At 74.4% G+C, this 21,465-nt stretch carries 23 protein-coding genes; 10 read left to right on the top strand and 13 right to left on the bottom strand.

Annotated elements, in window-relative coordinates; translation table 11 throughout:
• Positions 1-80 precede the first annotated feature (80 nt).
• Complete coding sequence (locus amrb99_RS14545) at positions 81-1,118, top strand: MBL fold metallo-hydrolase (RefSeq protein ID WP_190856484.1); 1,038 nt, start codon at positions 81-83, stop codon at positions 1,116-1,118.
• Here amrb99_RS14545 and amrb99_RS14540 read toward each other — a convergent pair.
• Together amrb99_RS14540 and amrb99_RS14535 are read right to left on the bottom strand one after the other, a co-directional pair.
• Positions 1,100-1,708: a TIGR03086 family metal-binding protein gene (locus tag amrb99_RS14540; protein ID WP_190856483.1), complete on the bottom strand. Its 609-nt coding sequence runs from the start codon at positions 1,706-1,708 to the stop codon at positions 1,100-1,102. The genes amrb99_RS14545 and amrb99_RS14540 overlap by 19 nt on opposite strands.
• Before the next feature lie 131 nt (positions 1,709-1,839).
• A complete protein-coding gene (locus amrb99_RS14535) occupies positions 1,840-2,685 on the bottom strand; it encodes an amidohydrolase family protein (RefSeq protein WP_190856482.1) in 846 nt (281 codons plus the stop codon).
• Between the two features lie 125 nt (positions 2,686-2,810).
• Here amrb99_RS14535 and amrb99_RS14530 point away from each other — a divergent pair, with 125 nt between their 5' ends.
• The gene (locus amrb99_RS14530; RefSeq protein WP_190856481.1) at positions 2,811-3,455 is read left to right on the top strand and encodes a pyridoxamine 5'-phosphate oxidase family protein; all 645 of its coding nucleotides are present in this window, start codon (positions 2,811-2,813) and stop codon (positions 3,453-3,455) included.
• Between the two features lie 104 nt (positions 3,456-3,559).
• Here amrb99_RS14530 and amrb99_RS14525 read toward each other — a convergent pair whose 3' ends face one another.
• A complete protein-coding gene (locus tag amrb99_RS14525; RefSeq protein WP_190856480.1) occupies positions 3,560-3,748 on the bottom strand; it encodes a DUF5302 domain-containing protein in 189 nt (62 codons plus the stop codon).
• Positions 3,749-3,891: 143 nt separating this feature from the next.
• Between amrb99_RS14525 and amrb99_RS14520 the strand changes: the two genes are divergently transcribed.
• The gene (locus amrb99_RS14520; protein WP_190856479.1) at positions 3,892-5,295 is read left to right on the top strand and encodes a cytochrome P450; all 1,404 of its coding nucleotides are present in this window, start codon (positions 3,892-3,894) and stop codon (positions 5,293-5,295) included.
• Positions 5,296-5,626: 331 nt separating this feature from the next.
• On the opposite strand, the gene amrb99_RS14515 is transcribed toward amrb99_RS14520, so the two are convergent.
• Positions 5,627-5,977, bottom strand: a complete 351-nt coding sequence (locus tag amrb99_RS14515; protein WP_190856478.1) for a hypothetical protein — start codon at positions 5,975-5,977, stop codon at positions 5,627-5,629.
• A 97-nt stretch (positions 5,978-6,074) separates the two neighbouring features.
• On the opposite strand from amrb99_RS14515, the gene amrb99_RS14510 reads away from it, so the two are divergent.
• Positions 6,075-6,482, top strand: a complete 408-nt coding sequence (locus amrb99_RS14510) for a DUF2795 domain-containing protein (protein WP_190856477.1) — start codon at positions 6,075-6,077, stop codon at positions 6,480-6,482.
• 83 nt (positions 6,483-6,565) lie between these two features.
• Here amrb99_RS14510 and amrb99_RS14505 read toward each other — a convergent pair whose 3' ends face one another.
• The 7 genes from amrb99_RS14505 to amrb99_RS14475 all read right to left on the bottom strand — a co-directional run bounded on the left by amrb99_RS14505 (position 6,566) and on the right by amrb99_RS14475 (position 14,795).
• Positions 6,566-8,521 carry an aconitate hydratase gene (locus tag amrb99_RS14505; RefSeq protein ID WP_190856476.1) on the bottom strand — a complete coding sequence of 652 codons (1,956 nt, stop codon included), beginning with the start codon at positions 8,519-8,521 and terminating at the stop codon, positions 6,566-6,568.
• Between the two features lie 51 nt (positions 8,522-8,572).
• Positions 8,573-10,099, bottom strand: a complete 1,527-nt coding sequence (locus amrb99_RS14500) for an FAD-dependent monooxygenase (RefSeq protein WP_190856475.1) — start codon at positions 10,097-10,099, stop codon at positions 8,573-8,575.
• Positions 10,100-10,228: 129 nt separating this feature from the next.
• On the bottom strand, positions 10,229-11,107 hold the full coding sequence (locus tag amrb99_RS14495; RefSeq protein WP_190856474.1) for a hypothetical protein: 879 nt from the start codon (positions 11,105-11,107) through the stop codon (positions 10,229-10,231).
• Positions 11,108-11,156: 49 nt separating this feature from the next.
• Positions 11,157-12,317, bottom strand: a complete 1,161-nt coding sequence (locus amrb99_RS53120) for a cytochrome P450 (protein WP_190856473.1) — start codon at positions 12,315-12,317, stop codon at positions 11,157-11,159.
• A gap of 106 nt (positions 12,318-12,423) precedes the next feature.
• A complete protein-coding gene (gene murA, locus amrb99_RS14485; RefSeq protein ID WP_190856472.1) occupies positions 12,424-13,725 on the bottom strand; it encodes a UDP-N-acetylglucosamine 1-carboxyvinyltransferase in 1,302 nt (433 codons plus the stop codon).
• A gap of 30 nt (positions 13,726-13,755) precedes the next feature.
• Complete coding sequence (locus amrb99_RS14480; protein ID WP_190856471.1) at positions 13,756-14,382, bottom strand: LysE family translocator; 627 nt, start codon at positions 14,380-14,382, stop codon at positions 13,756-13,758.
• Entirely contained in the window at positions 14,376-14,795 is a 420-nt protein-coding gene (locus amrb99_RS14475; RefSeq protein ID WP_190856470.1) for a helix-turn-helix domain-containing protein, read from the bottom strand. The genes amrb99_RS14480 and amrb99_RS14475 overlap by 7 nt, the downstream gene beginning before the upstream one ends.
• A gap of 93 nt (positions 14,796-14,888) precedes the next feature.
• Between amrb99_RS14475 and amrb99_RS14470 the strand changes: the two genes are divergently transcribed.
• The gene (locus amrb99_RS14470; protein WP_190856469.1) at positions 14,889-15,770 is read left to right on the top strand and encodes an NAD(P)-binding domain-containing protein; all 882 of its coding nucleotides are present in this window, start codon (positions 14,889-14,891) and stop codon (positions 15,768-15,770) included.
• 110 nt (positions 15,771-15,880) lie between these two features.
• Entirely contained in the window at positions 15,881-16,615 is a 735-nt protein-coding gene (locus amrb99_RS14465; RefSeq protein ID WP_190856468.1) for a maleylpyruvate isomerase family mycothiol-dependent enzyme, read from the top strand.
• 25 nt (positions 16,616-16,640) lie between these two features.
• Here the strand turns inward: amrb99_RS14465 and amrb99_RS14460 are convergent, their stop codons facing one another.
• Both amrb99_RS14460 and amrb99_RS14455 read right to left on the bottom strand, forming a co-directional pair.
• Positions 16,641-17,435, bottom strand: coding sequence for a hypothetical protein (locus amrb99_RS14460; RefSeq protein ID WP_190856467.1), 795 nt, complete (start codon positions 17,433-17,435; stop codon positions 16,641-16,643).
• A gap of 90 nt (positions 17,436-17,525) precedes the next feature.
• On the bottom strand, positions 17,526-17,966 hold the full coding sequence (locus tag amrb99_RS14455) for a MarR family transcriptional regulator (protein WP_190856466.1): 441 nt from the start codon (positions 17,964-17,966) through the stop codon (positions 17,526-17,528).
• Positions 17,967-18,055: 89 nt separating this feature from the next.
• On the opposite strand from amrb99_RS14455, the gene amrb99_RS14450 reads away from it, so the two are divergent.
• From amrb99_RS14450 to amrb99_RS14435, 4 genes are all read left to right on the top strand, one after another.
• Positions 18,056-18,919 (top strand): NAD(P)H-binding protein, encoded by an 864-nt coding sequence (locus amrb99_RS14450; protein ID WP_190856465.1) that lies wholly within the window; start codon positions 18,056-18,058, stop codon positions 18,917-18,919.
• Positions 18,920-18,941: 22 nt separating this feature from the next.
• Positions 18,942-19,466, top strand: a complete 525-nt coding sequence (locus amrb99_RS14445; protein ID WP_190856464.1) for a GNAT family N-acetyltransferase — start codon at positions 18,942-18,944, stop codon at positions 19,464-19,466.
• Between the two features lie 507 nt (positions 19,467-19,973).
• Entirely contained in the window at positions 19,974-20,666 is a 693-nt protein-coding gene (locus tag amrb99_RS14440) for an MFS transporter (RefSeq protein WP_190856463.1), read from the top strand.
• A gap of 171 nt (positions 20,667-20,837) precedes the next feature.
• Positions 20,838-21,332, top strand: coding sequence for a tetratricopeptide repeat protein (locus amrb99_RS14435; RefSeq protein WP_190856462.1), 495 nt, complete (start codon positions 20,838-20,840; stop codon positions 21,330-21,332).
• Positions 21,333-21,465: the final 133 nt, after the last annotated feature.

Below are 21,465 nucleotides of genomic sequence, written 5' to 3'. Positions count from 1 at the left end.
GGACCCCGGCGGCAGCGCCGGTTCCCCGGATGAAGTAAGTTCCACTAATAGAACGCGATTCGAGAATCGGGGGGCGCGCGGTGACGGCACCGGTGGTGGAACAGGCGGCGGAATGGTACGAGCCCGGGGCCCATCCGGTGGCGCCCGGCGTGCACCGGATCCCGCTGGCGCTGCCCATACCGTCGCTGCACGCCGTCAACGTCTACGTCATCGAGGACCCGGACGGCCCCGTCCTGGTCGACTCCGGCTGGGCGATGCCCGACAGCCGCACGGCGCTCGAAGCCGCGCTGCGGACGCTCGGCCACGGGCTCGACGACGTGGCGCAGTTCCTCGTCACGCACGCGCACCGGGACCACTACTCGCAGGCGCTCGCCCTGCGCGGATCGTTCGGCACCCGCGTGCGGATCGGGCGCGGCGAGCGGCCGTCGATCGAGGCGTCCGCGGCCCCGCGCGGCGTGCACGCGCGCCAGATCGAGATGCTCCGCCGCTGCGGCGCCGGCGAGCTCGCCGCGGAGATCGCCGGGATCACGAGCGGCCCCGCCGGCGAGGAGGACCCGCTGACCGCGCCCGACGCCTGGCTGGACGACGGGGAGCGGGTCGCGCTGGCCGGGCGCGGGCTGGACGTGTTCGCCACCCCGGGCCACACCCGCGGGCACGTGGTGCTGCGCGACGCGTCGGCCGGGCTGCTGTTCGCCGGCGACCACGTCCTGCCGCACATCAGCCCGTCCATCGGCCTCGAGGCCGAGCCGGAGCGGCGGCCGCTGCGCAGCTACCTGGACTCGCTGCGGCTCGTCCGCGACATGCCCGACACGCTGCTGCTGCCCGCGCACGGGCCGGTGACGGCGAGCGTTCACACCCGGATCGACGAGCTGCTGGAGCACCACGCCGCCCGCCTCGACGCCGCCGCCGAGCGGGTCCGCGCGGGCCACGGGACGGCCTTCGAGGTCGCCGCGTCGATGGCCTGGACGCGGCGCCGCCGCGCGCTCGCCGACCTGGACGCCTTCAGCCGGATGCTCGCCGTGCTGGAGATCGAGGCGCACCTGGACGTGCTGGCCGACCAGGGCCTCCTGGACGTCCACGAGGAGGGCGGCGTCCGCCGCTACGCGCCGCGCGCCTGAAAGGCGAGCGGATCGCGGCCCAGGTGGGCCAGCAGCCGGTCGGCGGGCGCGGCCGTGCGGGGGACGGAGACTGCCGGGGCGAACAGGCCGGCGCGGGTCGCGTCGGTGACCAGCGCCATGGCGGGGTCCAGCAGCAGCCCGGCGAGGCCCGGCGGGATCGGCCGCGGGTTCCCGGTCGCGCAGGCGATGTCCCAGCCGTGCACGGCGATCTCGATGGCGCCCGTCATGGCGACCATGGACGCCTGCAGGGGGCATCCGCCGACGGTGACCGGCCGGTCGCCGGTGCTCGTCCAGGCGCCGAGGAGCCGGGCCGCGCCGGACCGGAACGCCGCCACCAGCGCGGCCGCCGGGTCGTCCGGCGGCGCGCCGCCGGACGCCGGACCGGGCGCCGGGTGCAGCCGGACGGAGCCCGTGTCGACGGCCTCCATCAGGGCGTCCAGGGACTCGGCGGTATGCCGCAGCAGGGCCCCGAGGTTCCAGCCGCGGCACGGCGTCGCCCGGCCCAGCGCCGCGGGCGTGACGCCCCCGAGCCCGCCGAGCGCGTATCCGACGGACCGTTCGAGCAGCGCCACCGTCTCCACCGAACTCATCCCCGCCCTCGCCTTCCGGGGACCGTCCCCACCTGAACTGACCCCGGCGGGGCGGGAAAGTCACCGGGGAAGGCGGACGAGTTTCGCGTGTCGCGCGCCGTCGGGACGTCAGGCGCGGTAGCGGCAGGACGTCAGGCGCGGTAGCGGCGGCGGGCGTTGCCGGAGAACAGGCGCCGCCGCTCACCGCCGGACAGGGGCTCGACGATCTCCCGGTAGGCGCCGATGAGCCGCGGGAACGTCCCGGCGACGCCGTCGACGGGGAAGTTGCTGCCGAAGAAGCACCGCTCGACGCCGAACAGCTCCAGGCAGGTCTCCACGAACGGCCGCAGCCGCGCCGTCTCCAGGGTGCCGAGCGCCATCCCGAGCCCGGAGATCTTGCAGTCGACGTGCGGGAGCGCGGCGAGCCGGGCCACCCCGTCGCGCCACGCGCGGAACTGGTCCGGCCCGTCGCCGTCCGGCCAGCCGGAGTGCTCCAGCACGAACGCGGTGCCGGGCGCCCGCTCGGCGGCGGCCGCGTGGGCGGCGGCGTCGCCGGGGTGGACGACGAGGTCGAAGACCAGGTCCCGGTCGCCGAGCAGCCGGAACAGGTCGCCGGCCGCCTCCGGGTCCAGGCCGTCGAAGACCCGGATCCCGCGGAACGCGGGGCTCTCCGCCTGTGCGTCGAGGTCGGCGGCGATCGCGCCGAGCGGCGCGGACGGGTCGACGGTGCCGATGATCGCGGCGGGGTCGCCGGTGGCGCGGCGCGTCTCGTCCAGCCAGCGGGTCTCGTCCAGGTGCGCGCCCGGCTTGGTCACCGCCGAGACGTGCACGACGCCGGTGATCTCGACGCCGTCCGCCGCCGCCCGGTACCCGTCCGGGAGGTGGTCGCGGACGAGTTCGGGCCTCCACACGGCCAGCCCCGGGTACCAGTCGTTGGCCTCGGGCCGCCAGAAGTGCACGTGGGAGTCGAAGAACTCGAGGTCTGCGATCGCCGTCATGCCCCTATAAGGACCATGGCGGAACACCGCGGCGCAAGGGCGGGTCCCACCGGGGCCCCGGCCCGCGGGCGGCGCGGCGCCGCCGGTTAACATGATCTTCCGAGTCCCCCGGCGGAAGGAGCGCCATGACGCTCGCCCCCGAGTCCACCGACATCGTCGAGATCACCTCCGCGGAGGAGCTGCGCGCGCTGCTCGGCGCCCCGATGCGGCGGGCCGTCGACAAGGAGCGCGTGACGCTGCACGCCTGGGACCGGGAGTGGCTCGCGCGGTCCCCGTTCTGCCTCATCTCCACCAGCGACGCCGAGGGCAACTGCGACGTCTCCCCCAAGGGCGACCCGCCCGGGTTCGTGCACGTGCTCGACGACACCACGATCGCGATCCCGGACCGCCCCGGCAACCGCCGCGCGGACGGCTTCCTGAACATCCTGAGCAACCCGCACGTCGGGCTGCTCTTCATGGTCCCGCGGCGCAGCGAGACGCTGCGGATCAACGGCCGGGCCCGGCTGGTCCGGGAGGCGCCGTTCTTCGACGACATGGTCGTCAAGGGCCATCGGCCGTCGCTGGCGCTCATCGTGGACATCGAGCAGATCTTCTTCCACTGCGGGAAGGCGCTGATGCGCTCCAGGATGTGGAGGCCCGAGCAGTGGGCGGAGGACACGCTCCCCTCGCACGCCCGGATCGTCAAGGACGTCCAGTACACCGAGGAGAGCCTCGACGAGCTGGAGCGGCACTACGGTCCGGCCTACGAGAAGAAGCTCTACAAGGGCTGACACCGGCGCCCGTGCTCCCGGGCGTCCGTGCTCCCGGGCGTCCCGCGCCATGGAACGACCCCCGCGCCTTCGCGCGCGGGGGTCTTGAGCGCCGAGCGGCCGGATCAGCCGCTCTTGCGGCGGAACTGGCGCTGGTGGTCGGCGCGCTCGTGCACACCCCGCACCTTCGACCCGTTCCGCCCCGCCCCGCCGGCGTTCTTCTCCGACGCGCCGCGCTTGCGCTCCAGGGCCTCCCTGAACCTGCGCTTCACGTCGTCCTCGCCTGTCTCACCGTCTCCGTTCGGGTCGGCCATGCGGACCTCCAGCTCTCATAGGGGCACCCCTAGCCTCACACATCCCGGCCCCGGACGGCGATCCGCACCCCCTCCGAAGATCAACTTGGGAGTTTTCCCCATCAACCGGCCAGGCCGGGAGGAACTCTCTAAGGTTTGTGATCGTGGAGCCCCAGATCCCGCAGGCCGAGGCCGCACCCGCCCATCCGCCGCTGGAGTCGCTGGCCGTCCAGCCGCTCCTCAACCGCGACTACGAGACGCGCCCCGCCGTGTTCTACGAGCGGCTGCGCGCCGAGTACGGGCCCGTCGCGCCGGTGGACGTGCTGGGCGTGCCGGTGTGGCTGGTCATCGGCTACCCGCAGACGCTGGAGATCCTGCGCGACTCCCGGGGCGTATGGAGCCGCCGGCTCGACTCGTGGCGCGCCTACCGGGAAGGCGCGGTCCCCGCGGACTGGCCGCTGCTGCCGGTGGTCGAGTCGGACAACTGCGGCTTCCGCGACGGCGCCGACTCCACCCGGCTGCGCAGCGCGTGGAGCGAGGGGCTGCGCCCGTTCCAGGACCGGACCCGCCCGGAGGCCAAGGCGCTGGAGGAGGCCGTCCGCCGGTACGCGGACGAGCTGATCGACGTGCTGGCCGAGAACGGCGGCCGCACCGGCTACGCCGACCTCGCGGCGCAGTACGCCCGGCCGCTGCCGCTGATGGTCGTCGGACGCCTCCTCGGCACCGGCGCGGACGAGGACGACGGGCTGATCGTCGACCTGTGGCGGGTCCTGGACGCCGGGCCGGACGCCCACGAGGCGTCCACGCGGCTGCTGGCCCGGATGGCGGGCGTGTGCGCGGCGCGGGCCGCCTCCCCCGGCCAGGACCTGCCGTCCTACATGCTCGCGGCGGTGCCGGACCTCACGGCCGAGGAGCTGACCGGCGAGATGGCGATGATGACGGGGCTCGTCGGCGACGTCACCGGCACGCTCATCTGCAACACCATCACCGAGGTGCTGATCGGCGAGACCGGTGCCCGCGACAGCCTGTCCGCCGGGATGATCCAGGAGGCGATCAACCGGGCCTCCACCGCCAACCCTCCGATGGCGAACCTGGCGTTCCGCTGGCCGCGGTCCGACGTGCGCGTCGGCCGGTTCCAGATCGCGGCCGGCGACCCCGTCATGGTGTCGCCCGCCGCCGCGCACCTGGACCCGGCGTTCACCGGGAACGCCGCGCCCGACTCGATCTACAGCTCGCGCGCGCACCTGGCGTGGAGCGCGGGGCCGCACGCCTGCCTCGGCCGCGACCTCGCGACGACCATCACCACGATCGCGGTGGAGCGGCTGTTCGAGCGGTTCGCCGGGCTGCGGCTGGCGCTGCCGCCGGACCAGCTGGCCTGGCGCTCGTCCCCGCTCATCCGCGGGCTGCGCTCCCTGCCGGTCGACTACGAGCTGGCGGGCGAACTCCGGCGCGCGGCCCCCGCCGCGCCCGAGCCCGGCGGGAGCCCGCAGGAGCCGGACCGCGACGGGTCCGGGTCGGCGTCGCTGGTGCGGCGGATCCTGCGGACGATCCGGCTGTCGCAGGGCTGACCGCCACCACGCCGCGTCCACGTGCGCGTCGGTCGTGCCGGCCGCGCCTATCGCCACGCGCAGCAGGACGCGGCCGCCGGCCTTGGTGTGGGTCAGGTACAGGTCGCCGGACGCGTTGAGCCGCTCCATCAGCCGCATCGTCGCGGCGTCGGCCTCGCCGTCGTCGAGGCCGTCCCAGCGCGGCCGGAAGCACACCAGGCCGAGCCTCGGCTCCTCGAGGACGGCCTCGAACCCCTCGCCCTTCTCCGGCGGGTGGACGGGCCGGGGCCGCCCGGGCCCCACCATGATCATATTGGCCCGCACGAGAAGGCCGGACGGTCGCGGGGCGCGGTCAGGCGGCGTGGATCCCGTCCAGCTCGACCGTCCACACGCCGTCCATGACCTCGGTGAGCGTCAGCCCGAGCGTGAGGTCCGAGAGGCCGTCCTGGGCCGTCCAGAGCGGGAACGCGACGTGGAACGCGTGCTCGTCCGCCGGCTCGTGCGGGACGGCGACCGCGTCGATCTCCCGGAACGCCGCGTCCGGCGGGCTGATCAGGTCCCGGCCGTGCCGCGCCACGGCCGCGGCGAGCTCCGCCGCGGTGAGCCGGCGGGCCTCGGTCAGTGTCTCCAGTTCCTCGTACTCGCCGCGGACCAGCAGCCCGACCACGACCCGAACGGCGTTCACGCCCTCCTCCGGCAGCATGCGCCACACCGTACCGCGCCCGCCCGCGGTGATCGCCGCCTGTTTAGACGACCCCGCCCGGGAACGCTCTTCCTGTCAAGGCGCAGGGAGGACGAACATGCCAGACAAGAGCGACAAGCACGGTCCCAAGGTGGACGACGAGATCGGCCACGAGACGGAGGGCATGGTCCGCGGCGGGCACCCCACCCACGCCGAGGAGTTCAAGGAGACCGAGCCGTACTCCGGTGACGCGCCCTGGGACCCGACCGCCGCCACCGGCGACCCGCGCGAGGGATCCCCGCCCGGGATGAGCGCGGGCGACGTGGAGGGCCGCAGCGACCTGGCCCGGCTGCTCTCCGGCGTCCGCTACCCCGCCCGCCCCGGCGACCTGGTCGCGCACGCCTCGGGCGCGGGAGCGGACGACGCGGCGGTCGGCGCGCTGGAGACGCTGCCCGACCGCGAGTACGAGAACGTCGCCGACGTCGCCGACGAGCTCGGCTACGGCCGGGAGAACCGCCGCTTCTGACCAGCCCCCGGAACGACGTCGCCCGCGGCGGGCCGTCGTCATGACCGGCCTCATGAAGCCTCATGACGGCGACCCGCCGCGCCTCAACGGCGAGCGCGCTCGCGCAGCAGCGGGATCTGGCCTCCTGCGGCGACGAGCTCGCGCTGGCGAGGGGACAGCCGGTGCCGGGCGCGGTACGTCTCGTCCTTGGTGACGTTGCGGACCTCGATCTCGGCCCCCGTCTCCAGCGCCGCGCGGACGCCCTCGATCCGCAGCCGGTCGCCCTGCTCGACGCGGTCGTAGTCGGCCTCATCGGCGAACTCCAGCGGCAGGATCCCGAAGTTGACGAGGTTCTGCCAGTGGATGCGGGCGTATCCGCGGGCGAGGACGAGCCGCAGCCCGAGATGGCGCGGCGCGATCGCGGCGTGCTCCCGGGACGAGCCCTGCCCGTAGTTGCGGCCGCCGACGACAGCATGCGCCCCGGCCTCCCGCGCCCGGTCCGGGTAGCCCTCGTCGATGCGGACGAAGGCGAAGTCGGCCAGCTTGGCGATGTCGCTGCGGTACGGGAGGGCCCGTGCGCCCGCCATGAGGATCTCGTCGGTGGACACGTCGTCGCCCACCTTGATCACCACGGGCACGTCCAGCTCGTCCGGCAGCGGGTCCAGCTCGGGCAGCACGCCGATGCTCGGCGCCTTCTCCAGCTCCACGCGGCGCGCCTCGTCCTCGGGGAGCGGCGCTTCGAGCATCTCCCGGTTGACGCTGGAGCGCTCCGGCAGGCGGAGGACGGGCGGCTCCATGCCCAGCTCGCGCGGATCGGTGATCTTCCCGGTGAGCGCGGCGGCCGCGGCGGTCTCCGGAGAGCACAGCCAGACCCGGTCGTCGGCGGTCCCGGAGCGGCCCGGGAAGTTGCGCGGGAACGTCCGGAGGCTGTTGCGGCCGATCGCGGGCGCCTGCCCCATGCCGATGCAGCCGAGGCAGCCGGCCTGGTGGATCCGGGCGCCGGCCTGGACGAGGTCGGTGGCGGCGCCCATCTTCGTGAGGTCGACGAGGATCTGCCGGGAGGTCGGGTTCACGTCCAGCGACACGTGCGGATGCACCTGGCGGCCCTTGACGATCGCGGCGACGGACGCGAAGTCGCGCAGTCCCGGGTTCGCCGACGACCCGACCACGACCTGGTGCACCTCCTCCCCCGCGGCCTCCCGGACCGGCACCACGTCGCCGGGCGAGGACGGCCGGGCGATCAGCGGTTCCAGCGCCGACAGGTCGATCTCGTCGGTGACGTCGTAGGAGGCGTCCGGGTCGGCGAGGATCTCGGTGAAGTCGTCCTCGCGGTCCTCGCCGCACAGGAACTCCAGGACGCGCTCGTCGGACGGGAACACCGTCGTCGTCGCGCCGAGCTCGGCGCCCATGTTCGCGATGACGTGCCGGTCCATCGCGGTCAGGGCCGCCAGTCCCGGCCCGTGGTACTCGATGATCCGGTTGACGCCGCCGCGGACGCCGTGCCGCCGCAGCATCTCCAGGATCACGTCCTTGGCGCTGACCCACGGAGGCGGTTCCCCGGTGAGGCGGACACCCCAGATCTCCGGCATCGTCACGTGGATCGGCTCGCCCGCCATCGCCATGGCGGCCTCCAGCCCGCCGACGCCCATCGCGAGCATGCCGAGCGACCCCGCCGCGCACGTGTGGGAGTCGGACCCGACCATCGTGGCGCCGGGCACGCCGAACCGCTGCATGTGCGTGGGGTGCGAGACGCCGTTGCCGGGCTTGGAGTACCAGAGGCCGTACCGGCGGCACGCCGACCGCAGGAAGATGTGGTCGGCCATGTTCCGCTCGTCGGCCTGCAGCAGGTTGTGGTCGACGTACTGCACCGACACGTCCGTGCGGACCCGGTCCAGGTCGAGCGCCTCCAGCTCCAGCATCACCATCGTGCCGGTGGCGTCCTGGGTGAGGGTCTGGTCGACGCGGATCCCGATCTCGGTGCCGGGCTCCATCTCGCCGCTCACGAGGTGCGAGGCGATCAGCTTGCGGGCGACGTTGCGGCCTCCCGTGCCGTTGGCCATGGGCGTTTCCTCCGCTCCCTCCGGTCGTGGAATGGACGCGCTCAGACGCGCTCAGACGGGCCGGGCGGGACGCTCCCGGTCGTGCGCCGCATGGTCCGCCGGGCGCCCGCACCAGTGCGCGAGCGCCTCCCGGATCGCGGTGGCGCGCCGGTCCGGCGCGGTCTCGTCGCACGCCCACGCGATGTAGCCGTCGGGCCGGACGAGCGCGGTCGTGCGGGTCGCGCCGCCCGCGAGCGCGCAGTGCACCCGTCCCGCCCACCGCTTGGTCGCCAGGTAGGTGACCGCCGGGTCGTTGGCCGCGACGACGAGCACGAACCGCCCGTCGCCGAGCAGCCGGTAGAGGCGTCCCGGGGCGCCCGCGACGGGGACGTCCGGGGCGCGCATGCCGGTGAGGCGGTGCGCGCCGCGCGGCGCCGGGTAGGCGATGTCGATGCCGGACACCGCGCCGGCCAGCCGCCGCGCGACCGGCCGGACGTGCGTCGCCGCCCAGGCCGCGACGGCCCGCCCGCGGCGCAGCCACGGCTGCTCGACCATCGCGAACCTCAGCAGCGCGCCGCTGCCCCGCAGGACCTGCCTGCCGACCGGGTGGCGCTCCTCGTGGTAGCTGTCCAGCAGCCACGACGGCGCCCAGCCGTTCAGCTCGGCGGCGAGCTTCCAGCCGAGGTTCGCCGCGTCCTGCATCCCGGTGTTCATGCCCTGGCCGCCCGCCGGGGAGTGGACGTGCGCGGCGTCGCCCGCGAGGAACACCCGCCCGACCCGGTAGCGCGGCACCTGCCGCTCGTCGCTGTGGAAGCGCGACGTCCAGCGCGGGTCGCGCATCCCGTGGTCGGAGCCGAGCGCGCGGCGCGCGACGTCGCGGACCTCCGCCAGGTCGACGGGCTCGGAGTCGGCGACCTGGTGCCGGCGGTCCCAGGCGATCACCCGGTACCAGCCGTCGCCGAACGGGGCGATGAACGCGAACGCGTCACCGGACGCGCCGGCGGTGAGGACCTCGGTGGGGGCGTCGTCCAGCCGCACGTCCGCCAGCATCACCGACCGCACGACGGCCCGGCCGGGGAACGGCAGGCCGAGCGCCGTGCGGACGGTGCTGCGGACGCCGTCGGTCCCGACGACGTACGAGGCGCGGCGGGTCGCCGTGGACCCGTCGGCCATCCGGACGTCGACGTCCACGCCCTCCGCGTCCTGCCGGAGCCCGGTCGCCTCCGCGCCGTGGACGATCTCCGCGCCGGCCTCCAGCGCGCGCCGGCGCAGCACCCGCTCCGTCTCGTACTGCGGCGTGACGAGCGCGAACGGGAAGCGGCCGGGGAGCCGCGACAGGTCCAGCGCCGCGGCGCCGAGCAGCCGCAGCCCGCCGACCCGCTCCCCCGTCGCGACCAGCTCGTCGGCGACGCCGCGCGCGTCGAGCAGTTCCAGCGTGCGCGCGTGCACGGCGAACGCGCGGGTCAGGTTCTCGGTCTCCGCCGGGCGCCGCTCCAGCACGGTGCATTCCACGCCGGCCGCGGCCAGGTCCCCCGCGAGCAGGAGCCCGGTCGGCCCTGCGCCCACGATCAGCACGTTCCCCGTCGGCCTGGGCGGCATCCGGATCCCCTTTCCGTCCGTGCGCGGGTGCGGCCCTACACCCCTTCCCACGAACGGCGGCACATCACGCGCGAGGGACGGCCGGAAACCGGCCCGGCGGCCCTTGACGCGGCGGTCCCGGCCGGCCGTCTAGGCGCGGCCGTTGGCGCGCAGGATCGAGACGGCCTTGACGGTCTGGTAGCCGCGCCACTCCAGTTCGGCGGCGGGCGAGTAGCTGGCGAAGTCGACGCGCCACCCGCCGTCCGCCTCCTGCGCGCGCTCCAGCCGGTCGAGCTCGGCGGCGACGACGTCGGGCGCGAACAGGGCCCTTACCGGAGTGCCCGGCAGGGGCGCGAAGTCGAGGGGCCGCATCATCTCGTCCTCCAGCCCGCCCGCGACATGGACGAGGCCGTCCGGCGGGATGTGCTCGCCCAGCAGCGCGATCAGCTCGGCCGCCTCCGGTTCGGCCGCATGGACGGCGTCCAGGAGCCACAGGGCGAACGCGAGCTCCAGCGCGTGCGGTTCCGTCTTCGCGCGGACGGCGTCCAGGCAGAAGCGGGTGGCGCGGGCGAGCCACGGATGCGCGGCGACCGCCGGGTCGTGGGCGGCGGCGCGATGGGCCGTCGCGGCGACCACCGCGGTGATCTGCAACGATGACGCGGCCGGGTCGGCGCCCGTCCAGAACGGGGCGCATCCGGCCGGGTCCGGGACGCGCACCCCGAACGGGATGCCGCCGTCCGGCAGCGTCACCGTCTCCAGCCAGTCGCAGAGCGCCGCCGCCTCGGGCGCCGCCACGGGCGCCAGCTCGGCGAACACCTCGAAGGCGTGCAGCGCGGGGCCCGGCTGGCTCGTCCGCGACCGCAGGTCGGGTTCGAGGCCGTGGCCGTACCCGCCGTCGGGGTTGCGGTAGGCGTTCAGCGCGGCCAGCGCGGCGTCCCGGTCCCCTTCGCCGGTGAGCAGCTCGAAACGGCGGCGGTCGAGGAGGCGGGCATGGGTGGCCATGAAGTCGGAGGCCCTGTTCAGATCCATGCCCCCAGCCTCGCCGCGCGCGGCGCGGACGTCTTGGAGGTTTCGGCCATCACCAGGTAAGGATCAGTTCCTCGGGCGACCGGTGGATCAGGTTCGGCTGCGTCTCCACCGGTCCCGCGAGCCGCAGGCCGGGCAGCTCCCGCGCCAGCGTCACCAGCGAGATCCGCACCTGCTCGCGGGCGAGCTGCGCCCCGGGGCAGGCGTGCGCGCCGTGCCCGAACGCCAGATGCCGCGCGGGTTCCCGCGTGATGTCGAACGCGTCCGGCCGGGCGTGGGCGTCCGGGTCGCGGCCCGCGGCGCCGAAGGCGACGAACACCTGCGCGCCCGCGGGAAGGTCGGTCCCGGCGATCGTCACCGGCCGCGTCGCGACCCGCCGGAAGCCCTGGACGGGCGCGTCGAAGCGGGCCGCCTCCTCGACCGCAGCGGCGGCCAGCTCGGGCCGCCGGCAGAGCAGCTCCCACTGGTCCCGGTCCCGCAGCAGGTGCAGGACGGCGGTGCCGATCAGCGCCGTCGTCGTCAGGTGCCCGGCCAGCAGCAGGTTCTGCAGGTTGGAGATCAGCGTGCCGTGCGGCTCGATCGCCCGGATCATCTCGCCGGTCAGGTCGTCGCCGGGATCGCCGTCCCGCCCCCGCACCAGCGCCTCGAGCAGCCGTTTCATCCCGGCGACCTCGTGCGCCGCCGCGACCTGCTCGGCGGGCTCCATGGGCGTGAAGACCAGCTCCTCGGCCCGGTAGCTGCCCCGCACGACCGCCGGGACGTCCGCCGGGTCGAGCCCGAGCAGGTGCCCGATCACCTCGCCCGGCAGGACCCGCGCGTACCGGGACATCAGCTCGACGCGCCCGTCCCTGGCGAACGACGCGACGAGGTCGGCGGCGCGCCGCTCGATGAACGGGACGGCCGCCGCGACCCGCCGCGGCGACAGCCCCCGGACCAGCGGCTCGCGCACCCACCGGTGCTCGTCGCCGTCCGCCGACAGCACCACCGGGCGCCCCGACGGCACCGTCTCCAGCACCGCGATCGCCTCCGGCCCCGGCAGCGCCTCCGGGCGCATCGCGCCGGCGGACGAGAACGTCTCCGCGTCGCGCAGCACCGCCCGGGCGTCCGCGTCCCGCGCGACGAGCCAGGCGTCCAGTTCCGGGACGAACGTGAGCCCCTCGACCTTCCTGGCCCGGGCGTAGCAGGGGTACGGGTCGCGCCGGTCGAATTCCACGGTCGGTCCCTCCGTGCGGACGAACGGCCCACGCTACCCGCCGCGGAAAGGCGCGGGCGATCTCCGGACCGGCCACCCTGACCTGACCGCGCGGCGGTGCCGCCGGCTAGACCGCGCGCAGAGCGAGGCCCAGTTCCCGGAACTGCTCGACCGGCCGGTGGTAGCCGCGCTCGATGTGGTGGACGCCGCGCAGCGTGGACGGCCCCTCGGCGACCGCCGCCGCGAGCACCGCCGAGAACCCCGCCCGGATGTCCGGCATCGTCACGTCGCCGCCGCGCAGCTTCGACACCCCGCGCACGACCGCCGAGTGCAGCGCCGCCGTGTCGTGGTAGCGGCACGCGGGACCGCCGAGGCACGTGTCGTAGACCTCGATCTCCGCGCCCATGCTCTGCAGCGCCGGGACGTACGCGAGCCGGTTCTCGTACACGGTCTCGTGCAGCACCGACATGCCGTCCGCCTGCGTGAACAGCACCATCAGCGGCGTCTGCCAGTCCGTCGCGAACCCGGGGTGGGTGTCGGTCTGCACGGCCGCGGGACGCAGCCCGTCCGGCGCCGACGCCATGATCCAGTCGTCGGTGATCTCGAACCGGGCGCCCATCCGGGCCAGCGTGGTGATCGCGGTGACCAGGCGGTCCTGCGGGCAGCCGTGCACCCGCACCTCGCCGCGGGTCACCAGCCCCGCCACGAGGTAGGAGAACGCCTCGATCCGGTCGCCCGCCAGCCGCGTCACGGCCCCGCCGAGCCGGTCGACGCCCTCGACGACGATCCGGCGGTCGGGCGCGAACGAGATCCGCGCGCCCATCCGCTGCAGGAACAGCGCCAGCTCGATGATCTCCGGTTCGGTCGCCGCGTTCCTGATCACCGTCTTGCCCTGCGCCCTGACCGCCGCGAGCAGCACGGTCTCGGTGGCGCCGACGCTCGGGTACGGCAGGTCGATCCGCGTCCCGACCAGCCGGGACGCGCGGGCGTGGATGCCGTCGGCCGCGATCGTCACCTCGGCGCCGAACGCGCGCAGCGCGTCCACGTGGAAGTCGACGGGCCGCCGCCCGATCGGGTCGCCGCCGACCAGCGGGACGAACGCCTCCCCGGCCAGGTGCAGCAGCGGGCCCAGCATCAGGATCGGGATCCGGTTCAGCCCGGTGAACGCCTTGCCGACGCTGGGGTCCGCCACCGGGCGGGGCACGACGGTGATCTCGCCGCCGGACCGCTCGACGGCCATCCCGACGTGTTCGAGCATCCCGGCCGTGATCCCGACCTCGCCGACGTCGGGGGCGTTGCGGATGGTGCTCGGCTCCGCGCCGAGCATCGCCGCGACCATGTGCTTGCTGACGGCGTTCTTCGCCCCCCGCACGGTGACGTCGCCGCGCAGAGGTCCGGACGGTTCGATCTCCCAGAGCTTCTCGGTCACCCGTGCAAGCCTACGGCCGATCCGGACCCGTCAGGCGCGGTCCGCGAGAAGGTTCGCCGCGAACCCGAGGAACGCGACCCCGGCGACCTGCTCCAGGCGCCGCCGCACCCGCGGCCGCCGCAGCCGCTCCGCCAGCTTCGCCGCCGCGCCCGACACCAGCCAGTACCAGACGGCCAACTCCACGACGTCGATGGCCGTGAACAGGACGGTCGTGCCGAATGTCGGCGCCCCGTGCGGCACGAACTGCGGGATCAGGCTCATGTAGAACACCCCCGCCTTGGGGTTCAGCAGGTTCGTCCCGACCCCGGCCCGGAACGCCGCCCACCGCGACCCGGCCACGGCCGGTTCCGGCACCTCTTCGGCGGGCTGCTCCCGCCTGGCCTTCCAGAGCGCCGTGGCGCCCAGCCACACCAGGTACGCGGCGCCGCAGACGCGCAGGACGTCGTAGGCGAGGCGGGACGCCGTCAGCAGCGCGGTGAGGCCGATCGCGGTGGCGAGCCCCCACACGCAGCAGCCCGCGACGATCCCGAGCGCCGCGGCGAACCCTCCGCCGCGTCCGAGCGCGACGGACGTCCGGAGCACGAGCAGGGTGTCCAGGCCGGGCATCACGTTGATGATCATCGCGGCCCCGGCGAACGCGAGCGCGGCCGTCAGCATGACGCCGGCGGGCGGACGTCGTGGCGGGCCTCATGGCTGGTCTCGTGGCTGGTCTCGTGGCGGGCCTCGTGGCGGGCCTCGTACGCGCCGCCGATGATGTGCTCGCGCCCCCACGCGCCGAGCGGCGCCAGCGCCTCGTTCAGCGACGCGCCCAGCGGGGTCAGCGAGTACTCCACCCGGGGCGGCACCTCCTCGAACACCTCGCGGTGCACGATGCCGTCCGCCTCCAGCTCGCGCAGCTGGGCGGTGAGCACCTTCTCGGTCACCCCGGGCAGGTTCCTGCGCAGCTCACCGAACCGGCAGGGCCGCTCGGCGAGCGCCCACAGGATCAGGACCTTCCACTTGCCGCCGATCACGTCCATCGCCGCGTCGATCCCGCACACGTACGCACCCGGCCTCCGCCCGATCCCCATCAGCCCTCCCGCCGGCTCACTGACCCTGCGGTAACCACGCACTTCGAAGTGCGTACTTGATCATCCGCGGGCCCCACGAGAAGCCTAGTCGGCATGAACCACACTGATTCGGACACCACTTCGCTCACTCTGCTCGGGCTCGGCGACATGGGGACGGCGCTCGCCCGCGCCTGGCTCGCCGCCGGGCGCTCGCTGACCGTCTGGAACCGCACGCCCGGCCGCGCCGATGCCCTCGCCGCCGCGGGCGCCGAGGTCGCGGACACGGCCGCCGCCGCGGTCGCGGCCGGCGACCTGGTCGTCGTCTGCCTGCTCGACGACGCGTCGGTCCGCGGGGTCCTCGCGGACGCGGACCTGGCGGGCAAGGACCTGGTCGACCTCACCACCGGCACCCCCGCCGAGGCCCGCGCGCGGGCGGCGTGGGCCGAGGAGCGGGGCGCCCGCTTCCTGGACGGCGGGATCATGGCGGTCCCGCCCATGATCGGGGCCGAGAGGTCCGGCGGCTACGTCTTCTACAGCGGGTCCCGTCCCCTCTTCGACGAGCACCGCGCCACGCTCGCCGTCCCCGCCGGAACCGTCTACGTCGGCGAGGACCCCGGCTTCGCCGCCCTGCACGACGTGGCGCTGCTCAGCGCGATGACGGGGATGTTCGCCGGCGTCGCGCACGCGTTCGCGCTCGTCCGCGGCGAGGACGTCGCGCTGAAGGACTTCGCCCCCATGCTCAGCGGCTGGCTCACGGCCATGGCCGGCTACGCCAACGGCATGGCCGAGCAGCTGGACAGCGGCGACTACACCAGGGGCGTGACGTCCAACCTCGCCATGATGGTGCGGGGCAACGCGACGCTGCTGCGCACGGCCGAGGAGCAGGGGGTCAGCCCCGAGCTGCTGACGCCCTTCATGGACCTGATGCGGCGCCGCCTCGACGACGGCCACCCCGACGAGGGCACCGCCGGCGTCGTCGACCTCATCGCCCGCTGATCGCGAGCCGCCGGTGGCGGCCGGGCCCCGCGAGCCGCCGGTACGAACGGCGCGCGGGGCGGCCGCCATCGGCCACCGCCGAACCGAACGCAATTCGGTAAGGTGGCGGCATGGCGGATGTCCTCGACGACCTCGCGGCCGAGTACCGGCAACTGGACGCCGTGCTGGCGGCATTGAGCCCGGCGCAGTGGTCCGCGCCGTCCGGCGCGGACGGCTGGACGGTCGCCGACGTGGTCCTGCACCTCGCGCAGAGCGAGGAGGCGGTCGGCAGCCCGGCCGTCGGCGACACCGGGTCGTTCCTGCCGTCCACCGCGACCACCGTCGACGGCGCGATGGCCGGCCTGGTCGCGGCCGAGCGCGGCATGCCGCCGGACGCCCTGCTCGCCCGCTGGCGCAAGGCGGCGTTCGCCACGCCGGACACGCTCCGCTCCTACCCGCCGGGCACCCGCCTCGCCTGGGTGCGGACGTCCCTGTCCCCGCGGACGCTCGCCACGACGCGGCTCGCCGAGCACTGGGCGCACGCGCAGGACATCACCGTCCCGCTGGGCATCGACTACCCGGACACCGGCCGCCTGCGCCACATCGCCTGGCTGGCCCACCGGACCCTTCCCTATGCGTTCTCCGTCGCGGACCGTCCCGACGCGGCCGTCCACTGCGACCTCACCGCACCGGACGGCACCCGCTGGACCTTCGGCGACCCCGCGGCGCCCAACCGGATCACCGGTCCGGCGGCGGACTTCTGCCGCGTCGGCGCCCGCCGCCTCACGCCCGAGCAGACCGCCCTCACCGCCGAAGGCCCGGACGCCGCCGAGGCGCTCCGCCTCGTCCGCAACTACGCCGCCTGACCCCTCACCGCCCCGCCGGGCCGGCTCATCGTGCGGCCGTCGACCAGGGCCGTGCCGGGGACGGGACGCTCACGCCGGGAGGACGCGGGCGTTCGGGAACCAGGGCGATCGTGGAGGTGGGACCGGCGTCGGCGCCGCCGACGCGCAGCAGCCCGCGCCTCGTCAGGTACCGGAGCGCCTCGCGGACCTGCTCGGGGGTCGCCATGAGACGATCCGCCAGGGCGGCGCGGGTGTGGCGGCCGGGCGACCACAGCGCCACCGACAGGACGTCCATGGCCAGAGGCCCGTAGCGCTTGTCCCCCTGCCCCGGACCGCCGGTGGCGACGGCCGGACGGGAACGGGCCAGGAATCGCGGCGGTTCGGGAGAACCGGCCACCGGCCAGAATTGCAGAAGCCATCGGTGCCCGTCGGAGGTCCGGCGGCGGAGAACGCGGAGCCGGTGCAGCCCGGCCCGTGCGAGTTTCAGGTTCCATGGCGAATCGTCGCCGCGCCCGCGGGTCAGCTTTATATCGCCGCGCGAAGTGAGAAACGGCGTATCGAGCGCATCGCTCCACCCACCGGAACCTCGTCCGGGCGGGGCGTCATGCGCCTCCAGACGCACGTGCGCATGCGGGGCCGCGGTGCCGAGAACCCAGCCGGCGCCCGCCCTGGCGAGATCGCTCCGCGCCCCTCCCGCGAAGGCGTCCTCCGCGAGAAGGGGCAGATTCAGGTGGCGGAGTTCGCCCGTTCCTCCGACCCCGGCGGGCCAGAAGCCACGGACCACGAGCGCGCCGAATTCGGCTCGATAATCGCCGTCCTCGTACGTCCCGAGCAGAGTCATGCCCGCAAACTAACAACGGCCTCTGACAGAACGCGGAATTGATCTCTACGAGGGAATGAGCGGCCGGCAACGTCCCCTGGGCGGGACGGGTCAGTCCGCCGAGCGGGAGTCCTCGAGCAGGGCGGTCGCGGCGCGGTGGATCTTCTCGAGGGCGGCCATCAGGTGCTCGCGCTCCGCCCCGGTCAGGTCCGCAAGGACCGCCTCCTCCAAGGCGCGGCGCTCCCCCTCGACCGGTTCCTGGAGGGCCCGCCCCTCGTCGGTCAGCCACAGCCGGACGAGCCGGTTGTCGCGTTCGTCGCGGCGGCGGGTGAGCAGCCCGACGGCGGCCATCCGGGTGGCCATCTTGACGACGGTGGGCGTGGTGACGCGCAGTTCGGCGGCGATCTCGCCGGGGGTGCGGCCGTCGCGTTCCCAGAGGGCGGCGAGCAGGTGGTTCTGCCCCAGATGCAGCCCGTGCCGGCGCATGCCGTCGTCGGCCGCCGCGCGGAGCGCCTTCGACGTCCTGCCGTGCAGGTCCAGGAACTCGGGCATCGGGCCTCCGAAAGATCGATTGACGGCCAATCATTTACCGGCTAACGTTCCCCGTGTTCATTAGACGGCAAACGACTTCTGGAGAGGCCATGCTACTCGTCACCGGAGCCACCGGGAACATCGGCCGCGACCTCGTCCGCGAGCTGGACGCCAAGGGCGCCGACGTGCGGATCCTCGTCCGCGACCCGGCCCGCGCCGCCGACCTGCCCGCCCGCGCCGAGCGCGCGGTCGGCGACCTGGACGACCCCGCCACCCTGCCGGCCGCCTTCCGCGGCGCCGAGCGGCTGTTCCTCCTCACCCCGGGCATCGGCACCGCCCAGGCGGCGAACGCCGCGGCGGCCGCACGCGACGCCGGGGTCCGGCACATCGTGCTCCTGTCGTCGACGAACGTGCTCGGCGACCCGATGCCCGCCATGGGCCGCTGGCACCACGAGCGGGAGGAGGCGGTCCGCGCGTCCGGCGTCCCCGCCACGATCCTGCGGCCGGGCGGCTTCATGCTGAACGCCCTGGAGTGGCTGCCGACCATCCGGGAGGGCGGGTACGTCCTCGACCCGGTCGGCCCCGGCCGGTTCGCGCCGATCGACACCGCCGACATCGCCGCCGTGGCCGCCGCCGTCCTGACCGGGGACGGCCACGAGGGCGAGGCGTACGCGCTCACCGGCGACGAGCTGCTCACCGTCGCCGAACAGGTCGCCATCCTGTCCCGCGCCATCGGCCGCGACCTGCGGATACGGGAGGTCCGCACGCCGGAGGAGGCGGTGCGCGCCCGGTTCCCCGCCGGCGCTCCCCCGGCGCTCGCCGAAGCCCTCGTCGAGGGGTTCGCGCTGATGCGCGCGGACACCACGGGGTTCCGCACGGATACGGTGGAACGGCTGACCGGACGCGCGCCGCGGACGTTCGCCGACTGGTGCGCCCGCAACGCCGCCGCGTTCCGGGAGGACCCCGGCGCCTGACCGGAGCGGAGCGAGGTGCCTGATGGACGAGACGCCACCGCCGCGACGAGTGCGCGGGAACGGACTGGTGCTGCGCGAATGGGCGGACGGCGATCTGGACGCCCTCGTCGCGCTGCTCGATGACCCGGTGGTCGCCCACCGCACCCCGCTCCCCTCGCCCTTCGACCTCGCTGCGGCCCGGCGCTATCTGGACGACGCGCGCAAGGCTGGACGCAGCGGCGAGCGCGTCCAGCTCGCGATCACGACCGACGGCCTTGAGGCGAAGGGCGAGATCCGGCTCAACCGGCTGCTCGGCACCATCAGCTACGTCGTCGGCGCCCGGTACCGGGGGCAGGGCCTCGCCTCGCGCGCTCTCCAGCTGATGACCCGCTACGCGCACGCCGAAGCCGGGCTCCCCCGCACCCTCCTGGAGATCGAGCCGGACAACCAGGCCAGCATCGCGGTCGCGCGGTCCGCGGGCTACCGGCCGACCGACGCGCCGGCCACCGTCGTCGAGGGCGACCGGCGCTCGTTCACCCTGCTCACCTGGACGCACACGGCCCCCTGACCGGCGCGCACCGCGCCGGTCAGCCGGGGCGGCCGGCCGTCCAGGAGTCGGCGAGGGCGCAGAGCCGGTCGAGGGCGGCCTCGACCCGCTCGCGGTCGCCGGTCGTGAGGAAGTCGGCCTGCAGGCCGGAGTAGGCGCTGTTGAGGAGCGTCGCGTTGACGCGGGCCTCGTCCGGCCCCAGGCCGCGGGCGACCAGCGCTCCGGCGACGAACTCGGCCCGCGCGGCCAGGAACGCGGGTACCCGGTCGCCGAGGCGGCCCGCCGCCGCGAGCCCCTCGATCTCGTGGATCAGCCGCGTGTGCGCGATGTTCTCCGGCGCGAGGTGGCGGTGCCACGAGTCGCGGACGATCGCGCCGATCCCCCGGTCCGCGTCGTCCCAGCCCTCGGTGGCCCGCAGCTGCTCGTGCTGGACCTCGTCGAGCCGCTTCAGCAGCGCCGCCAGCAGCGCGTCCTTGTCCGCGAAGTGATGCGTGAGGACGCGCGTGCTCTGCCCGAGTCCTCGGCGCGGTGGCGCTGGCCTGCCTCCGCGCCACCCTTCCGGACGTCCCGCCGCCTCCTCTCGCCGGACTCGGCGAACGGCTCCGCCCGCTCGCGGCGCCCGCCGTCCTCCGCGCCCTGCTGGCCGCGGCCGTCGCGGTCCTCGGCAACATGATGATCCAGACCTACCTGGCTCCCCTGCTGCACGGCCTCGCGGGTGTGACGCCGTCCGGCCTCGGGCTGCTGCTCACGCTCACCGGGCTCGCCGGTATCGCCGGTGCACGGCTCAGCGGCACCCTCGTCGACCGCATCGGCCCGCAGCGGTCGTTCGGCCTGGCCGCGCCGGCGTTCGCCCTGGCGATGGCGGGGCTCGCTATGTGCTGGCCGGCGCGTCCCGTCCACCTGGCCCTGGTCGTCCCGCTGCTGCTGGTCTGGTCGGCCGCAGCCTGGTCGGTACCGCCGGCCGTGCAGGCACGCGTCCTAACACTCACCGGTCCTGAAGTCGGTCCGCAGGCGCTCGCACTCAGCAGTAGTGCCGTCTACCTCGGTGCGTCGCTCGGAGCCGGTCTCGGCGGCTGGGCCATCGGTTCCCTCGGCCCTGGGGCCCTTCCGATCATCGCCGGGGCCTGTTTCCTTGCCGGGATCGCCCTCTTCGGACTGCCGGGACGGAGCACGTCACCTACTCCTGACCGCGACACGCACGGCCACCACGCCGATCTGTGACACGGGCCGGTGGCCGCGCCGGTGCAGTGTGTGGGTTGGCACCGGCGCGACCATGAGTCCGGTCATCGCCAGACAGTTTAATTATCACTCATCACACGTTGCACACGCGTTGCGTCCCTGCCCAGCGGGCGCGCCGGGCGCACCACCGGCGTCGTGTGAAAGGCTTCCCGGATGACCATTCCGGACGAACGGTGGCAACGGCGGATCGCCGACCTCTGGGCCACCTTCGATGATCACGAACCGCAGGACTTCCTCGCCAAGGTCAAGGACCTGGCCGGCGAGCTGCCCGCCGGAAACGCCATCGCCGAGTACGAACTCGCCTCCGCCTATGACTCCACCGGGCATGAGGCCGAGGCGGCCGTCCATTACCGTCGTGCGTTCGCCGAGGGCCTGCCCGATTCGCATCGGCGCCAGGCGACCATCCAGTTCGCCAGCACCCTCCGCAACCTCGGCGAGGCGGAGGAGAGCGTCAGGCTTCTCACGGCGGAACGCGACGCCGGCTCCGACGAGCTGGACGACGCCGTCACGGCCTTCCTCGCCCTGGCGCTCACCGATCTCGACCGTGACCGCGAGGCGGCCGCGCTGGCGCTCGGTGCGCTCTCCCGCCATCTGCCGCGCTACAACCGCTCCCTGTCCAACTACGCGAAGGCACTGATCGAGCCCTGAGCGGACATCCGAAAATGCGAAAGGCCCCGCCGTGAACGGCGGGGCCTTCCTCACAAAATGTCCGGCGGTGTCCTACTCTCCCACACAGTCTCCCATGCAGTACCATCGGCGCTGAAGGGCTTAACTTCCGGGT

This window comes from Actinomadura sp. RB99 (assembly GCF_014706005.1).
Classification (GTDB): Bacteria; Actinomycetota; Actinomycetes; order Streptosporangiales; family Streptosporangiaceae; genus Spirillospora.
This window is presented reverse-complemented; position numbering and strand designations above follow the sequence as displayed.

Excerpts from the sequence above, each read along its gene's own strand:
- amrb99_RS14500 (WP_190856475.1), bottom strand. The coding sequence starts at position 10,099 with ATGCCGCCCAGGCCGACGGGGAACGTGCTGATCGTGGGCGCAGGGCCG.
- amrb99_RS14475 (WP_190856470.1), bottom strand. The coding sequence starts at position 14,795 with ATGGGGATCGGGCGGAGGCCGGGTGCGTACGTGTGCGGGATCGACGCG.
- amrb99_RS14510 (WP_190856477.1), top strand. The coding sequence starts at position 6,075 with ATGCCAGACAAGAGCGACAAGCACGGTCCCAAGGTGGACGACGAGATC.
- amrb99_RS14505 (WP_190856476.1), bottom strand. The coding sequence starts at position 8,521 with ATGGCCAACGGCACGGGAGGCCGCAACGTCGCCCGCAAGCTGATCGCC.
- amrb99_RS14515 (WP_190856478.1), bottom strand. The coding sequence starts at position 5,977 with ATGCTGCCGGAGGAGGGCGTGAACGCCGTTCGGGTCGTGGTCGGGCTG.
- amrb99_RS14470 (WP_190856469.1), top strand. The coding sequence starts at position 14,889 with ATGAACCACACTGATTCGGACACCACTTCGCTCACTCTGCTCGGGCTC.
- amrb99_RS14495 (WP_190856474.1), bottom strand. The coding sequence starts at position 11,107 with ATGGATCTGAACAGGGCCTCCGACTTCATGGCCACCCATGCCCGCCTC.
- amrb99_RS14535 (WP_190856482.1), bottom strand. The coding sequence starts at position 2,685 with ATGACGGCGATCGCAGACCTCGAGTTCTTCGACTCCCACGTGCACTTC.
- amrb99_RS14450 (WP_190856465.1), top strand. The coding sequence starts at position 18,056 with ATGCTACTCGTCACCGGAGCCACCGGGAACATCGGCCGCGACCTCGTC.
- amrb99_RS14435 (WP_190856462.1), top strand. The coding sequence starts at position 20,838 with ATGACCATTCCGGACGAACGGTGGCAACGGCGGATCGCCGACCTCTGG.
- amrb99_RS14445 (WP_190856464.1), top strand. The coding sequence starts at position 18,942 with ATGGACGAGACGCCACCGCCGCGACGAGTGCGCGGGAACGGACTGGTG.
- amrb99_RS14465 (WP_190856468.1), top strand. The coding sequence starts at position 15,881 with ATGGCGGATGTCCTCGACGACCTCGCGGCCGAGTACCGGCAACTGGAC.
- amrb99_RS14540 (WP_190856483.1), bottom strand. The coding sequence starts at position 1,708 with ATGAGTTCGGTGGAGACGGTGGCGCTGCTCGAACGGTCCGTCGGATAC.
- amrb99_RS14525 (WP_190856480.1), bottom strand. The coding sequence starts at position 3,748 with ATGGCCGACCCGAACGGAGACGGTGAGACAGGCGAGGACGACGTGAAG.
- amrb99_RS14455 (WP_190856466.1), bottom strand. The coding sequence starts at position 17,966 with ATGCCCGAGTTCCTGGACCTGCACGGCAGGACGTCGAAGGCGCTCCGC.
- amrb99_RS14480 (WP_190856471.1), bottom strand. The coding sequence starts at position 14,382 with ATGCTGACGGCCGCGCTCGCGTTCGCCGGGGCCGCGATGATCATCAAC.
- amrb99_RS14530 (WP_190856481.1), top strand. The coding sequence starts at position 2,811 with ATGACGCTCGCCCCCGAGTCCACCGACATCGTCGAGATCACCTCCGCG.
- amrb99_RS14460 (WP_190856467.1), bottom strand. The coding sequence starts at position 17,435 with ATGACTCTGCTCGGGACGTACGAGGACGGCGATTATCGAGCCGAATTC.